General features: G+C 63.6%; 9 protein-coding genes. 3 read left to right on the top strand and 6 right to left on the bottom strand.

Translation table 11 applies throughout. The features are described 5' to 3' along the window. Positions 1–334: 334 nt before the first annotated feature. The 3 genes from HU752_RS18170 (at position 335) to HU752_RS18180 (ending at position 9275) form a co-directional block, all read left to right on the top strand. Positions 335–3874 carry a YncE family protein gene (locus tag HU752_RS18170; RefSeq protein WP_186683532.1) on the top strand — a complete coding sequence of 1180 codons (3540 nt, stop codon included), beginning with the start codon at positions 335–337 and terminating at the stop codon, positions 3872–3874. 340 nt (positions 3875–4214) lie between these two features. Beyond that, on the top strand, positions 4215–5159 hold the full coding sequence (locus HU752_RS18175) for a YncE family protein (RefSeq protein ID WP_186683531.1): 945 nt from the start codon (positions 4215–4217) through the stop codon (positions 5157–5159). 60 nt (positions 5160–5219) lie between these two features. Continuing rightward, positions 5220–9275 carry an immunoglobulin-like domain-containing protein gene (locus tag HU752_RS18180; protein ID WP_186683530.1) on the top strand — a complete coding sequence of 1352 codons (4056 nt, stop codon included), beginning with the start codon at positions 5220–5222 and terminating at the stop codon, positions 9273–9275. A gap of 142 nt (positions 9276–9417) precedes the next feature. Here the strand turns inward: HU752_RS18180 and metC are convergent, their stop codons facing one another. Genes metC through HU752_RS18210 form a run of 6 tightly spaced genes read right to left on the bottom strand, consistent with a single transcriptional unit; the run spans position 9418 to position 15689 of the window. Continuing rightward, positions 9418–12174, bottom strand: a complete 2757-nt coding sequence (gene metC, locus HU752_RS18185) for a cystathionine beta-lyase (protein ID WP_186683529.1) — start codon at positions 12172–12174, stop codon at positions 9418–9420. 26 nt (positions 12175–12200) lie between these two features. Further along, positions 12201–12857, bottom strand: coding sequence for a glutathione binding-like protein (locus HU752_RS18190; RefSeq protein ID WP_186683528.1), 657 nt, complete (start codon positions 12855–12857; stop codon positions 12201–12203). Next, entirely contained in the window at positions 12857–13453 is a 597-nt protein-coding gene (locus HU752_RS18195) for a cysteine dioxygenase family protein (RefSeq protein WP_186683527.1), read from the bottom strand. Before HU752_RS18195 ends, HU752_RS18190 begins: the two co-directional genes overlap by 1 nt. A 29-nt stretch (positions 13454–13482) precedes the next feature. After that, complete coding sequence (locus HU752_RS18200; protein WP_186683526.1) at positions 13483–14301, bottom strand: amino acid ABC transporter ATP-binding protein; 819 nt, start codon at positions 14299–14301, stop codon at positions 13483–13485. Beyond that, positions 14288–14977, bottom strand: a complete 690-nt coding sequence (locus HU752_RS18205; RefSeq protein ID WP_186683525.1) for an amino acid ABC transporter permease — start codon at positions 14975–14977, stop codon at positions 14288–14290. The genes HU752_RS18200 and HU752_RS18205 overlap by 14 nt, the downstream gene beginning before the upstream one ends. Then, entirely contained in the window at positions 14967–15689 is a 723-nt protein-coding gene (locus HU752_RS18210) for an amino acid ABC transporter permease (protein WP_186683524.1), read from the bottom strand. The genes HU752_RS18205 and HU752_RS18210 overlap by 11 nt, the downstream gene beginning before the upstream one ends. Positions 15690–15858: the final 169 nt, after the last annotated feature.

Here is a 15858-nt window from a genome sequence, read left to right on the forward strand (position 1 = left end):
TTTTTCATTCCTCGGCGAGTGGTCGACGGGCGCTCGCCGACTGCACCTGGGCCAAGGGCCCGGCAGCAAGACCGTGGGAACATTTAAGGAGCAAAGCCCTGGGCTGGATACTGTCAGAAATGACAGGTCGGGCTGCCTTACGTCCGAAAGAAAGCACCCTGCCCTCCACTTCAACACCGGCCAATGGCGACCTCGCACCCTGACAGTCAACCGCCCGTCGCCACTGTCATTTCTGACAGGTTCTTTCTGCGGGTCATCGCAGTTCAATGTTCCCCACGACTCGCTTCACGGGCTGTCGGGTCGAACTCCCTCTGCGATGACACAGGACATCGACATGAACGATCTCGCTCCAGACCTGCCCCTGCCCGACAGCGCCCCGACGCCCGATAGCATCAGCCAGCCACGCGCCTTCGACCTGTCACAACCCGAACCCCGCGAACGCCGCCCTTTCAGCGACCTGACGCTATTCATTCCCGGCATGACCACGCCGGTGCAGGGCTTCGACGGCGGCATCAACCTGGCGGCCCTCGACAACCACCGCGAGAAGGGCCTGTTGTGTCTGCTGGACCCGTACCAGGAGATGAACGAACTCGATTTCATCGAGCTGTTCTGTCGTGACACGCTGGTTCCTGTCGGTACCCATACGGTCTCCTGGACGGAAGCGGAAAAAGGTCTGCAGATCCCGTTCTACATCCCGCGCACACGGCTGCCCGATGGCTCGGTCGAGCCGGTGTTCTTCAAGGTCACCCGCGTCACCGGCGGCAATCCGGAAGAAACACGCAGGTTCAAGCTCAAGGTCGACACCGTTCGCCCCGGCGGCCGCAACCCCGTCGCCAGCACCTTCCAGAACGAAAACCTCGCCAAACCCATTTTCCCTCGGGACCTGATCGACTTCGGCGTTGGCGAGGGCGATATCGGCACGCCGGTTCCGGTCACCATCGACTTCTATCCGGTCGAAGACCTACCCGCCAACACTCACCGGGCCCCACGCGATCGTATCCGCCTGAGCATCGGCGGCGTCATCATCGAACACCGCGTCACCGATGGCGAGGGAGCGCCCAACAATCGCGACCCGATCGATGTGATGGTCAACACCGGCGACTGGAAGAAAGTCGGCAGCGGCTCCCACGTCTGCGAATACGAGGTGATCGACGAGGTTGGCAACTACTCCGATGGCTGGTCGCCGGCACAGATTCTCGAGGTGCGACTCGATGATGGGGCTGAACCTCTGCTACCTGAAGCCTATGTCGAGGAGTCGAACGAAGACGACATACTTGATGCCGACAAGCTTGACGGCAAGGAGGCCACCATTGTCATCGCGGTCACCCGCGAGGACTACGTGCAGGGCGATATCCTGCGCGTCAAGGTCGCAGGGCGCACGACAGACAACATCACGGTGATCCGCTCTTATGAACAACCGGTCACCATTATTGGGCGTGCAGCCAAAGTGCCCTGGCCTTTCATCGATATCCAGCCACTGATCAATGGCCGGGCCGAGATCAGCTATGAGCGTATCCGCGCCGGCATGCCGAACCGCCGCTCCCGCAGCGTGCTCGTCGGTGTGATCGGCACGCCTGTCAGCCCTGGTCTACCGGCCCCTGTCGTGCACGATGCCCCAGGTAACATCCTGCCGCCCGACGTTCAATACCTGACCGTCGACGTACTGCCCTACCTGGGCCAGGATCATGATGACCGGGTCGTGCTGATCCTGGAGGGCACTCGTGCCAACGGCAGCAGCTACTACCGGGAACTGACTGACAGGGCCGGCAGTGACGACCAGAAAGTGACCTTTCGCCTACTCAACGGTCCGGGTGGCGAGATCGCCGAACTCGAAGGTGGCACACTGCGGCTCTACTACCAGGTCACCAACACCGAAGGCACACGCACCTCCGACGATATCGATCTCGACGTCGGCGATCCGGTCGCCAGCCTGCCGGAGCCCTTCCTGGAAGAGGCGCCACCCCCCGACTACGTCTTCGATCCGGCGCTCTCGCCGTTCGATCTCAAGGTGCTCGTCAGAAAGCATCCCGACATCCAGGCCAATGACACCGTCACCGTGCACTTTGAAGGCACCGCACCCGGCGGAAGCTTTACCCCAGCTCCCATCAAGGTTATTGGCGGCTGGATCGGTGTGGACCTGCCGTACACCATCCCGCGCCAGTACGTCATTGCCAACCTGGATCGCTCGGCCAGCGTCTATTACACCGTCGAACGCGAGAACAGCCGCCGGCGTCTGTCCCACGCCGTGCCACTGCGGGTCGGCAGCGCCCTGGATCTGCCAGTGGCCTACATCTACCAGAGCACCGTCACCGGGCCGGACACTGCGACGATCAATCCCATGCAAGTCGTCAATCCACCCGTGGTCAGCATCCGGGTGAAATACGATGGCATGCAGGCCAGCGACGATATCAAGCTGTACTGGATTGGCAGGCCGGGACTGGGTACACCGGAGATTCCCGCCAAACCCGGCGCGGCCAGCGCAGACGAAGTGGATTTCACGCTGAGTGACAACCGCGCTGTCGCCGCCAACCTGGGCCACTCGCTCACGGTGTACTACGAGGTGACACGTGGGGGCAAGACAACCAAGTCTGCCGAGCTCACGGTCAAGGTGATGAACTTCGAGGAAATCCCTGGCGGCAATCCGCTCAAGGGATTGGTCAGTGTCCCTGAAGCGACGAATGGTGTCATCGACACCGCGCGTGCCCATCGTGTCCACATCAAGGCCTGGCCCTTCAAGCGCGCAGGACAGGCGTTGTGGATCTACCTCAGAGGCACGATTGATCTCACCCTGCGCAATGGAACCCCTGTCAGCGGCGACGAACTCAACAGAGAAATCGAACACAGCATACCCAGCGACTACCTGGGCAGTCTGGCCGACAGGAGCTCGCTGAGCGTCCAGGTGCTGGTATCACTGGATGGCAGCAACTCTCTTGACACCGCCACCCCTTTTGAAGAACCGAGCTACACCGTCAGCCGTGCGGCCGGGATCATCGCTCATATTGACGTTGGCGGTTCCCCCATGAATGTGGTCCTGCGTCCGGATGGGCTGCGGGCTTATGTCAGTAACTACTCATCCGATTCGGTGTCAGTGATCGACACGACAACCAACAGAGTCATCCAGACGATCACGGGGTTAAACAAGCCTTGGGGACTGGCTATTCACCCCAGTGGGTCACCTCTGTATGTCAGTAATTTCGGCACGGTAGGCAGTCCAAGCTCGGTCACTGTGATCGACACGAGTACCCACTCGATTATCAGCAACATTAATGGCCCCATCTCTCCACAAGGGCTGGCCCTGAATCTGGACGGTTCCACGCTGTACGTAGCCGCTTCAGGTTTCATTTATGCCTACCGATCCACCTCTCCGTACACAAGGCTCGCAAGCATAGCCATCAACCATGTGGTCGGCCTCGCTCTGAGCAATACTGGCGCACGGTTATATGCCATCAGCAACAATACTCCCGGCGCCATGTACCTCATTGATACCCAGACCCATACATCGGTTGCCTGGTACAGGGTAATGGCAAGCAACGCTTACAGTATTGCCTGCGACCCACACCATCCTCGCGTCTATGTATCCAATCGAACGGGCAGCACGATCTCGATTGTCAACACCAATGACTACTCGGATGTAAAACCGCTGCAACTCGATAGTCCCCCGTATACGGCTGCCTTCCACCCGACCCAGAAGAAGGCATACGTTGCTCTGTGGTCGCCCTCCAACTCTCTCTGTGTCATCGACACCCAAAGCGAGCAGGTACTGAGCAACATCTCCGGTCTCAACAACCCGATGGGTGTCGCCATCAATGCCGATGGCAGCAGGGCCTATGTGACCAACAACAACAGCCACAGCGTATCGGTCGTAGCGCTCTGAGCGAGATTTGACAGGCCCATGCTCCAATACTCGATGCCAGTCAGCCTGACAGACCGGTATCGAGTACCTCCAAACCTTGCCCTGGCAACTTAAAGGTCGACGGTAGTCATCCTTGGCCCTCTTCGAGGCCTTCCACCCCCGACCGCCCCGAAAGCCCTCCTCGACATGGCTTTGAAAACCGCGAGCCGTCGAGCGCCCACGGTCCTGCCCTTATACCACTCGTCGCCACTGTCATTTCTGACAGGTTCTTTCTTCCGGCGTGCGCAGTTCAATAGCCCTCACGGCTTGCCTAAGGGGTTGTCGGGTCGGTTTCCGGTTTGCGATCACACAGGATCTCGACATGAACACCCTGCCGCCAGTCCCTACCGATCAGAATCACGTCCCCGACCGCGCCATCAAGATCATTGCCCACATCGAGGTCGGCGCCAATCCTGTCGGTGTGGTCCTGCACCCCAATGGACAGCTGGCCTATGTCGCCAATGCAGGGGCCAACTCGGTTTCCGTGATCGACACGACAACCCAACAGGTCACCCGGACGATTACCGGCCTCCGTCACCCCTGGTACCTGGCGATCCACCCCGATGGATCGCACCTCTATGTCGGCAGCAACGGCCCTGGCGGCAGCTCGGAGGCGGTCTCGATCGTCGACCTGAATGATCATTCGCTGGTCGGCACCCTCGCCGATAACCAGCGCCCCCATGGCCTGGCTACCAACCTGGAAGGCTCCATTCTCTACGTGGCCTGCCAGCGCCCGGGCTTCGTGGGGGCCTACAGCACCACCGCGCCGTACCCGCAACTGGCCACCATCGAAATGGATGCGGCGGTCAACCTGGCCCTCAGTCACGACGGCACACGACTCTATGCGATCGATAACCTCAACCCCGGCCACCTGGTGGTCATCGACACGGCCAGCCATCAAGCGATCAGTCGGCACGGCATGGCAGAGCAGGCCGAGGACCTGGCCTGTGACCCGCATCGCCCCCGCGTGTACCTCTCCAACCAGACCGGTCATACGGTCTCGATCGTCGATACCCGCGACTACTCGCACAGCAGGACCCTGAACGTCGAGGCGTCCCCCCACGCGATCGCCTTCAATCCTGTCCGCGACGAGGCTTACGTCGCGCTGTACAACAACCGGCTGGCCGTCATCGACACCCGGCACGAGCAGGTCTCGGCCACTGCCCCCGGCTTCAGCGACCCGCGAGGCCTTGCCGTCACCGCGGACGGCAGCAGGGCCTACGTGAGCAACTACAACGGTCGCCACCTGTGGGTGGTTGCACTCTAAGACAAATGCGACACGACTCATCGAGCCGATTCCCAGCTTGCGATCACACAGGATCTCGCCATGAACGATCTCGTCTCCAGCCTGCGCTTTCCGGCCCCTACCTTCGAGCGTGACCCCCAGCCCGAGCGACGCCCCTTCAGCGACCTGGCCATCGAGGTCTACGGCCAGCGCCCGGTGATCGGTGCCGACCTCGGCATCAACAAGGGTGCCCTCGATACCTATTACCCCCACGGCCTGCTGTGCTTCCTGCTGCCCTACCTGGAGCAGGAAGAAGATGACTTCGTCGAACTGTTCTGCGGCAACGACGAGTTCCCCGTGGCGTTCACCCACGTCACTGCCTCCCAGGCCTTGAACGGCGAGCGCATCCCCCTGTTCATTCCCCATGCCCGCCTGCCCGACGGGGTGATCCAACCCGTGTTCTTTCGCCTGACCCGTGTCAACGGCGGCAACCAGGAGGAAACCCGGCGCCAAAGCCTGATGGTCGACACCATTGCTCCCGCCGGCCCCTACGATCCGGTTCCCAGCACACCCTGGCATGAAGGCATGGCCCCGCCATTGCCACCGCCGTTCATCATCGACTACGGCGTCGACCGCGACAGCGCCGAGCGTGGGGTACCGGTGACCATCGAGCCCTACCCGCTGGACGAATCGGCCCCGCACAGCTGGCGCATGGCCGAACATGACCGCATCCGCCTGTTCATCGGCGGCGTGCTGGTCGAGCCCGTGCACCGGGTCACCTGGGATGAGGCCAACAATCGGCTCCCCCTGACCATGACCCTCTACTACGAAACCTGGCTCAAGGTCGGCGACGGCCAGAAGGTGCTCGAATACGAAGCCATCGACCAATGCGGCAACTACTCGGTCAAGTGGTCGCCGCAGACCGTGCTCAAGGTCAATATCGGCAACGACACCCGACCCCGCCTGGCCTATGCCTACATCGACGAATCCCACCTGGGCGATGAGTTCGACACCCTCGACTACGATGAGCTGGGCGAGGACAACGACGCCACCATCGTGGTCACCCAGGTTCGCCAGGGTTATGAGCGAGGGGACGCCTTGCGGATCACCTTCGAAGGTCGTACGGCAGACAACGCCGCCGTGCGCGAGGTGATCAACTACCCGATTCCCGACGAAGAGATTGGCCGCAACACCCGCCTGCCCCTGCGCAACGCGATCGTCCGCGAACTGGTCGGCGGCACGGCGGTGCTCAGCTACGAGCGCATTCGTAGCGGCGAGGAACCGCAGCCGTCGGAAGTGACCCGCCTGGCTATCGTCGGCAGCCTGATCAGCCGCCTGGAACGCCCCCTGGTACTGGAAGCGATCGGGGACTTTCTCGATCCCACCCTTGTGGAAGCTACCGTACAAATCACGCCCTATACCGGACAGAACCTCACGGACCGCGTCGACCTTTACCTGCTGGGCACCAAGGCCAATGACGAACTGGAATTCTGGCACTTCTTCAAGATGGCCGGCAGTGAAAAGGACCCGGTAATGTTCTACCTGCGCCATGGTCCGGACCTGGATATCGCGGGTCTCAATGGCGGTACGCTACAACTGCACTATCAGGTCGGCAATGCCGAGGGCGTGCGTGAATCCCGGCACACCCTGCTCCAGGTCGGCGAGGCCTCCGCCACGCTGCCCGTACCGAATGTCCCCGAAGCCATTGGCGGCATACTCGATCCGGAAGCGGCGACACGCGGCGCCACTGTCGTGGTTCCCAAGACCGCCAACCTGGAACTGGACGACCGGCTCAACGTTTACTGGCGGGGCAGCAAGCCGGGGGGCAGCTTCACCTATCGCCAGTTCGACGTAACCAGCCAGTGGCTCAATACCGATATTCCCTTCCCCATCGATCGCCAATACGTGGATGCCAACCGAGGCGGCTCGGTCAGGGCCTCCTACCTCGTCGAGCGCGGCCGCAATACGGTGCTCTATTCCCATGTACGTTCACTGAGGGTCGGCGAAACGCTCGATCTGTCCCGCCCCGAGGTACTGGAGGCCAGCGCCCCCGGTGACCTGCTCAACCCGATCAATGCCCAGAACGTGGCCACGATCAGGGTGCGTTACCTGGACATGAAGAACTCCGACAATATCCAGGTCTACTGGGAAGGCACACCCGGTGACAGCGGCAGCCCCGTCATAGCTCCCAAGCCGGGCAACAGTACCCAGGGGTATGTCGATTTCGCGGTGACCGGCCGCACCGTCGCGGCGAACATCGGACGGTTCGTCACCCTGCGCTACGAAGTCACCCGCGATGAACTGCCCCTACCCTCCAAACCTTTGAATCTACGCGTGCTCAGCTTCGACGAGATCCCTGGGGGTAACCCGCTGCCCCCGTTGCAGATCGAGGAAGCGACGGGAAACGCGGTCGATGTGCGGGGTAGCGTCACGTTCAGGGTCAATGCCTGGCCGTTCTATCGTCAAGGCGACAAGGTCTGGTTGTCGCTGGAAAGCGAGAATTCGAGCGGGACGACCCTTCGCCTGGCCATCTGGACCGCCTCGGCGATCAACGGCACCGAGTTCAACCAGAAATACCTGCGCAAGGTGATCACCAGCACACCGGCACACGCCACCTGGCTGCGGCAACTGGTCGACGGCCATCAGTTGAGAGTGGTGTTCAAGGTGGTGTTCGGAGGCGGCAGCAACGAGGGGGACGCCATCGTGTTCCCGGTACGAGCCTTCACCGTCGTCAATGTACTGGACTCAACCAGCATCACATCGATCAAGACCGCCTCTGGCAGGGATATCGACAACGGTGACACCGTCGTCACCTCGACCATCACCCTCACCGGTACCGCCGCCGCCAACCAACGCGTCGAAATCCTTGACGAGGGTAACGACACACCCCTGGCCACCGTCACCGCCGACGGCAATGGCGAGTGGCACACGCTGGCGCTGACGGTGACGGCCAAGCCCTACACGATCACGGCTCGAGGCCTCTATGGCAGCAATCCGGAGTCGCTGGCGCGAAGCTTTACCGTCACGGCATTGGTGACACCCACCCTGACCTCGGTGAAGGACCCACAAGGCAACACCATCGGCGAGGGCGATACCACCACCGAGACGGTGTTCACCCTGACCGGAACCGCCAGCAAACACCAGCAGGTGAGTATTGAAGACGGTTCCGGCGCAACGGCCGAAGACCTGGGTAATGCGACCGCCGACGCCACTGGGGAATGGACCTTCACCACCCGTGACCGCCCCCTGGGTGCCCGTAGGTTCTATGCCAAGTCGCTGTACCACAGCGGCAATGTCTATTCCAACGTGCGCAATTTCACCATCAAGGTGCTGGCGGCGCCGACGATCAGGACAGTCAAGGACGCATCGGGCAAGGAGATCTACAACAACGACAACGTCGCCACCACGACCATCACGCTGACCGGTAGCGCAGTCGCCAACCAACGGGTCGAAATCCGTGACGAAGGCAGCAGCAACCCCATGGCCACCGTGACGGCCAATGGCAATGGTGACTGGTCCACGACCGCACTCGCGGTGACGACCAAGCGCTATGTCATCAGGGCCCGGGGTATCTACGGCAGCAACCCGGAGTCGGCGGCACGCACCTTCACGGTGATACCGGTGCTGAACTTCGACGAGGGAGCCGTCTCCAAGAGCGAGCGGGTCTATGTCATTCCGGGCAACCCCGACCGCTACCCCCTGGTCAACGCGGCCAACTCCTTCCAGCGGCAGGCCAGCGGTGGGCGCACGCCCTACACCTACACCTCCAGCGACACCAGGATTGCCACGGTCGACAGCCGTGGTTCGGTGGTGGTTCGCGGTCGTGGCACGGCCACTATCCAGGTGACCGATGCCAATGGCCAGTCCAAGTCCTACAACATCACCTGGACCCAAGTCACCCTCTGCCAGGGGCTGGGCGGCCGTAACTACAAGAATGCGGTTTCGGCGGCGCAAAACATTGGCTACCGGCTGCCGAGCCTGGCGGAGTTGAACGGTATGAATCGCGAGTGGGGCAGCCACTGGCCAATGGGATCGAACTATTACTGGTCAACCGATGTGGCCTCGGCAACCATTCGAAAGACACTCAATGTCGCGACCGGCAGCCAGTCTTCACGATCGGAGATTCTTGAATCGCTCGTGGTTGCCATTCAGTCCTAGGTTCTATCGGGCAGGCGGCGGATTCACCTGCGCCGTCCTCGCCTGGACGAACGCGGCCGGGATGTTGCGGTGTAGCAGGAAGGTTCGCGGTCCACCTGAAACCGCTGCGTGGCAAGGCACCGTATTGTGCCTTGCCACACGGTCAGTCCTTCACCGGGTTCTGGAGCGCAGCAAACCCGCGTTGCAAATCCTCGATCAGCGCAGCCACCGCCTCCAGGCCGATATGCAGGCGAATCACTGGCTTGCGCGCCGACACCGGGAACTGCCGGTCGCTCAGGTCGGCCAGCGTCACCAGGCTTTCATACCCCCCCCACGAAGCACCCAGCCCGAACACCTGCAGGGCATCGATGAAGGCCTCGGCCTGGCGCTTGTCGGCCTCGGCGAATTCGAACGACAGCAGGCCGTTGCTGCCGCTGAAATCGCGTTGCCACAGCGCATGCCCCGGATGCTCAGGCAAGGCCGGGTGGAACACCTGCCGCACCTGCGGCTGCGCCTTGAGCCACCGGGCGATTTCCAGGCCCTGGCGCTGGTGCACCTCCAGCCGTGCCGCCAGGGTCCGCGCCCCACGCAGCACCAGGTAGGCATCGTCCGGGCTGACGGTGTTGCCGAAGCTGTCGCTCATCCGTGCCAGTGCCGGCCAGGCGGCCTCGGTGGTGCAGACGCTACCCATCACCACATCGCTGTGGCCGGCCAGGTACTTGGTCAGGGCCATGATCGAGATGTCCGCGCCCAGTGCCAGCGGCCGGTACTGGTAGGCCGAACCCCAGGTGTTGTCGACCGCCACCAGGATGTTGCGCGGCTTGCACAGGGCAACGATCGCCGACAGGTCGGCCAGTTCGTACAGCAACGAACCCGGTACCTCGCAATAGACCATCCGTGTGTTGGTCCGCAGCCGGGCTTCGAGGTCCTGACCATCAGCCGGGAAGTACTCGACCTCGATACCGAACGGTCCGAGAAACTCCCTCGCCAGCTGACGCACCGGTCCGTACACGCCATCGGTGATCAGCACATGGTCGCCCGGACGCAGGTAGGCCAACAGGGCCTGCGCCACCGCCGCCAGTCCGGTGCTGAACAGGCGGGTACGGTGGCCGCCTTCCAGTTCGGTCACCAGGTCTTCCAGGGCAAAGGCCGTGGGATTACCGCGGGCGCCGTAGCTCAGGACCTGCTCGTGGTCGCGTCGGCGCCGGGCTTCGCGCATCTGCGCAACGTTGTCGAACAGCACCGTGCTCAGGCGCGTTACCGGCACGTTGACCGCCCGTGCCCCATTGCCACCGGTGGTGCGGGCAGCCTGGACCAGGCGGGTGCGCACATCGACGGCGGCAGCCGGTTGCAACGGGCTCAGGCTGGCGATCTCGGCCTCGGTCATCTGCCCCAGCAGTCCGGTTTCCCAGGCCAGGTACTGGCGTGCCGCGTCCTTGTTGCCGGAATGGCGGTCGTGGGTGAAGAACAGGAAGTCGATGCAACGTTCATCGGGCAAGGCCGCCGCGTCGCTGACCAGCGCCAGCCCGGCCGCCTGCCAGCTGGCGAGGTCCCCCGCCAGCAGTCGCGCGGTGGCCTGTTGCGCCGGCGGCAGCTCCTGCAGCGCCAGGCGGGCGACCGCCGGATCATCCGCCAGCAGCACCAGCGGCCGGGTTTCTTCTGCCACCTGGGCTGCCAGCAAGGGACGGATCGACCATTGCGAGCCGGCTACATGCTGCCTGCGAAAGCTCATGCCCGGACGCAGGTCGATCAGCGCCACGGCATTTTCAGTCAGGGCGTCCAACAGTTCGGCGGCGCTGATGGTCGGTAGTTCGGGTGCCGGCGCAGTGACCGGCAGCGGCAAGCGCAAGCCACTGTGCAAGCCACCTTCCAGCACCTGGGCGTCATGGCCCAGTTGCCGCAACCAGCTGGCGACGATCGGCGCACGCACGCCATCGCCATCGAACAGCACCAACCGTGCCTGGCGCACGCCGATGTAGAGGTCGGTGGCCTGGATCAACTGGCCACCCGGCGTGTGTTGCGCGCCGGGCAAACTGCCAAGAGCAAATTCCTCGGCGCTGCGCACGTCGCAGAGGAACAGGCTGCGCTCGGCGCTTTCAGCCCAGGCGGCGACCTGCTCGGCACTGACGTTCGGCACGGCGGCGCGCCGGGCCAGGTTCCGCGCGGCAGCGCGCTGTTGCTCGACACCTGCCGGCGCCTGCTCGTCACGGTAGCGCCGAGTGCTGCCGTGTTCCAGTGGCAGGTCAGCCAGGTACCAGCCCTGGGTACCGTTCTCCAGGGCATAGACCGGGTTCTTCACGCCCAGGTTGATCAGGGTCTGCGCGCCGATGATGCTGCGGGTGCGGCCGGCGCAGTTGACCACCACCGGCGTCGACTCGTCCGGTACCAGGTCATGCAGGCGATAGCCCAGTTCGCCATTGGGACAGCAGATCGAACCGGGAATGGTCATCTTGCGGTATTCGTCGAACGGCCGGCCATCGAGCAGCACCAGCGGCCGGCCGTCGGCCTGCCAGGCCGCCAGTTCAGCGGCGCCGATGTGCGGCGTGTGGCACGCCTCTTCGACCCGCTCGCCAAAGGCCTTGGATGGCACGTGGACGCCGGCGAACAGTTGCAGGCCGGCCGCCTGCCAGCCGTTGGCGCCGCCTTCGAGGCGGTGTACCTGACTGTAGCCCAGCTCGGCCAGGCGCTGCGCCGCGCGCAGCGAAAGCTCGCCGCCGTCCTGGTCGTAGATCACCAGGCGCACCGCCGGGTTCGGGGCCAGGCGCCGAACCTCCAGTTCCAGGCGACTATAGGGCAGGTGCACGCCGTGGAACAGGTGCGCCTCGCCGTACTGGCCGTGCTCGCGGATGTCGAACAGGGCGATTTCCCGGCCATCGAACAGCCACGTCTGCAACTGCGCCGGAGTCAGGGTTGTGCTCACGAAAGCCTCGTCTCGGGTTAGTGAAGTCATTCCAGCACCAGCGAGCGCTCAGCCGATGCCAGCTCGCGGCCACGGGCATAGGCGCGCTGGACCGCCGGGCGGGCCTTGATCCGCTCGCGCCAGGCGGCGATCGCCGGGTAGTCGGCCAGGTCGAAGCCCTGCCGGCTCGGCTGGATCCAAGGAAAGATCGCCATGTCGGCAATGCCGTAGTCGCCGGCCACGTAGTCGAACTCGCCCAGGCGCCGTTCCAGCACGTTGTACAGTCGCGCCGCCTCGGCCTGCAGCAGGTCGAGGGCGAAGGGAATCGGCTCCGGGGCCTTTTCCCGGAACAGCTGCCACTGGCTCAGGTACGGGGTGATGTGCCCGACCTGCCAGAACAGCCACTCCTGTACCCGCTGGCGCTCGACACTGCCGGCCGCCGGCAGGAAACGCCCGGCCTTGTCCGCCAGATAAGTCAGGATAGCCCCGGATTCGAACAGGTTCAGCGGCTCGCGGCCGGTGGTCGGCGCGTGGTCGACGATCGCCGGAATCCGGCCATTGGCGCTGATGCGCTGGAAGCCCGCCTCACGCTGTTCTCCCGTGCGGATGTTCACCGGCTGCAGGCGATGCTCCAGGCCCAGTTCTTCGAGCAGGATGCCGACCTTGAGGCCATTGGCGGTCGGCCAGTAGTAGAGGTCGATCATCAGGCGTAGGCCTTGATCGAAGGCGCCATCTGCGACTTGTTGTAGTTGAGCACCGTGCCATCGTCCTGTACCCCGTAGCGGCCCTCCAGGGACTCCAGCGGCCGGCCGTACAGGTGGAAGTGCAAGGTCGCCTGCTCGCCATCGACACGAATGCTGTGCAGGTCTTCGCCGAGGAAGGCGATCGAGGTACCCGGCTGCACCACCACTTCGCGCGCAAGCTCCAGCACCGCGCGGGTCGGATCGCTGCCATCGTCGCGGCGGGCATAGACGCGGTTCAGCTCCTGGCCCTCGATGGCGCTGATCACCGCCCAGGTCTCGTGGTTGTGGGCGACGGTGTTCTTGCCTGGCAACAACGAATTCAGGTACAGGGTCGGGGTTTCGCCGTCGTCGTTGAGGCGGTAGCGGAACGCGGTATTGCCCTCGCCCGCCACCGGCGCAGGAAAGCTGTCGAAGTTGAACAGGTCACGGCGCTCGGCCAGTTCCTCCAGCAGCGCGACGATCTGCTCCAGGGCCGCGCGGTCGACGCCGCGCTGGTGGATGGCGCGGATCTTCACCAGGAAAGATTCGATCACGTGGGCGCGTTCGGTAGTGCTCATGGGCAAGTTCCTTATAGGGTGGATCACGGTCAGATGGACAGGCTGAAGGGGCTGATATTGGTCAGGCGGAACGGGTCGGCCGCTGGCGGGCGACGGTTGTCGCCGAGGGCATGCCGGAGGAATTCGCGGGTCCGTTCGCTCTGCGGCTGCTGGAAGATCTGCCCGGCGCTGCCGGACTCGACGATACGACCGTTCTCGGTGAAATAGACCACGTCGCTGATCTCCTCGGCGAAGCGCATTTCGTGGGTGACCAGCACGCAGGTCATCCCCTCCTCGGTCAACTCGCGAATCACCGTCAGCACTTCACCGACGGTTTCCGGGTCAAGGGCCGACGTCACCTCGTCGAACAGGATCAGCTCCGGGCGCATCGCCAGGGTGCGGGCGATCGCCACGCGCTGCTGCTGGCCGCCGGACAGCTGGCCGGGATAGGCATCGGCCTTGTGCTCCATGCGCACCTTGGCCAGCAGTTGCCGGGCCTGTTGCTCGGCCTCGGCGCGGCTGCGACCGAGCACCTTGCAGGGGGCGATCAGCAGGTTCTCCAGTACCGACAGGTGCGGGAACAGGTTGTATTGCTGGAAAACGAAACCGACCCGCTTGCGCAACTCGATCAGCTCGGCCTCGCGCTGCAGGCGGTGCACCTCGGTATCGCCGACGCGAATGCTGCCGCGCTGGGGCTTGAGCAGCCCGGTGATGCACCGCAGGATGGTCGACTTGCCGGAGCCGGACGGGCCGATGATCGACACCGCCTGGCCGCGCTGCACATCCAGGTCGATGCCCTTGAGGACCGGGCTGGCGCCGAACGACAGGTGCAGGTCACGCAGGCTGACCAGGGTTTCAGTAGAAGGCATAACGGCGCTCCAGGCGTTGGGTCAGGCGGGAGATCGGGTAGCAATAGGCGAAGAACAGCGCCAGCACGCTGAAGTAGATCACGACGGTGAACGCGGTGCGGTTGATGGTATTGCTGGCAATCTGCGCGGTGTCGATCAGGTCATGCACGCCCACCAGCGAAGCCAGGGCGGTGCCCATGGTGATCACGGCGTAGAGGTTCATCCACGGCGGCAGCATGCGCTTGAAGCACTGCGGCAGAATGATCGAGCGAAACAGCTGGGCGCGGCTGAACGCCAGCGACCGCGCAGCTTCCCACTGGGTCGACGGGATCGAGCCGATCGCTCCGCGAAAGATCTCGGCCACGTTGGCACTGGCCGGCAACGCCAGCCCGAGGGTGACCTTCACCCAGTCGGGAAATGGCACGTAGTAGCTGCCCAGGTGGATTTCGAACGGGAACACGTAGGTGGTGAAGTAGATCAGCACCAGCCACGGCGCATTGCGGAACAGTTGCACCCACAGCCGCGCCGGCAGCCGCAACAGGCGCAGGGGCGACAGGCCCAGGGCGCCGATCAGCAGGCCGAACAGCGAGCCGAGGGCGATCGCCAGCAGGCTGATCAGGATGTTCTGGCCAAAACCCGTGACCAGCGCCGGGGTCCAGCGCAGCAGCGATTCCGCCAGTGATGTTTCAATGGCCATAGCCGGGCATCCTCAGGCGCGCTTCGAGGTAGCGGCCGACACAGTTGACGATGAAGCTCAGCAGGCCGAAGAAACCCAGGATCAGGATCATCAGTTCCAGCACGTTGTCGCTCTGTGTCCAGATCATGATCGAGGCGTAGGTGATGTCGCCCACGGCAATGGCCGAAGCCACGGCCGTCATCTTCACCAGGTCGATCAGATTGTTGACCAGCGCCGGCAAGGCGAAACGCAGGGCCAGCGGCAACTGCACGTTCCACAACAGCTGGCGCCGGCTGAAGGCCAGCGAGCTGGCCGCTTCCAGGGTCACCGGCGGTACCGCCTCGATCCCGGCGCGCAGGGCCTCGGCATGAAAGGCGCCCTTGTGCAGGGAAATCACGATCACCACCCAGGCGAACGGTGTCAGCGGGTTGGCCGCGCCCACGGCCTGGGTCAACAGCATGTTCAGCACCAGGAAGGCGCAGTAGAGCTGGACCAGGGTCGGCGTATTGCGCGTCACCTCGACGAAGATCCGCGCCGGCCGGGCCAGCCAGCGGTTGCCGCTGGTGAGCATGGCCGCCAGCACGAAGCCGGCCAGCAGGCTGCCGATGAGAGTGAAGCCGCACAGCAGCAAGGTGGTCCAGGCACCGTCGACCAGGCTGCCGCGCTGGTAGGCGTCGAGCAGGAAGCGGTAGTTGAGGCCGAGGGTGGCGGCCCACTGTACGAAGATTTCCATCAGGGATGGTGCTCAGGGGATGTGGGCATTAGGGCGTGTCCTTGGGGTATGGGATGGCAGGGATGGCCCTTTCGCGGATAAATCCGGCTCCCACAGGTTTAGCGGTGTTCACAACTCTTGTGAGCGCCACAAGGCTGTGGGAGCAGGATTCATCCGCGAAGAGGCCCGC

This window comes from Pseudomonas vanderleydeniana, from assembly GCF_014268755.2.
GTDB classification, from domain to species: Bacteria; Pseudomonadota; Gammaproteobacteria; order Pseudomonadales; family Pseudomonadaceae; genus Aquipseudomonas; species Aquipseudomonas vanderleydeniana.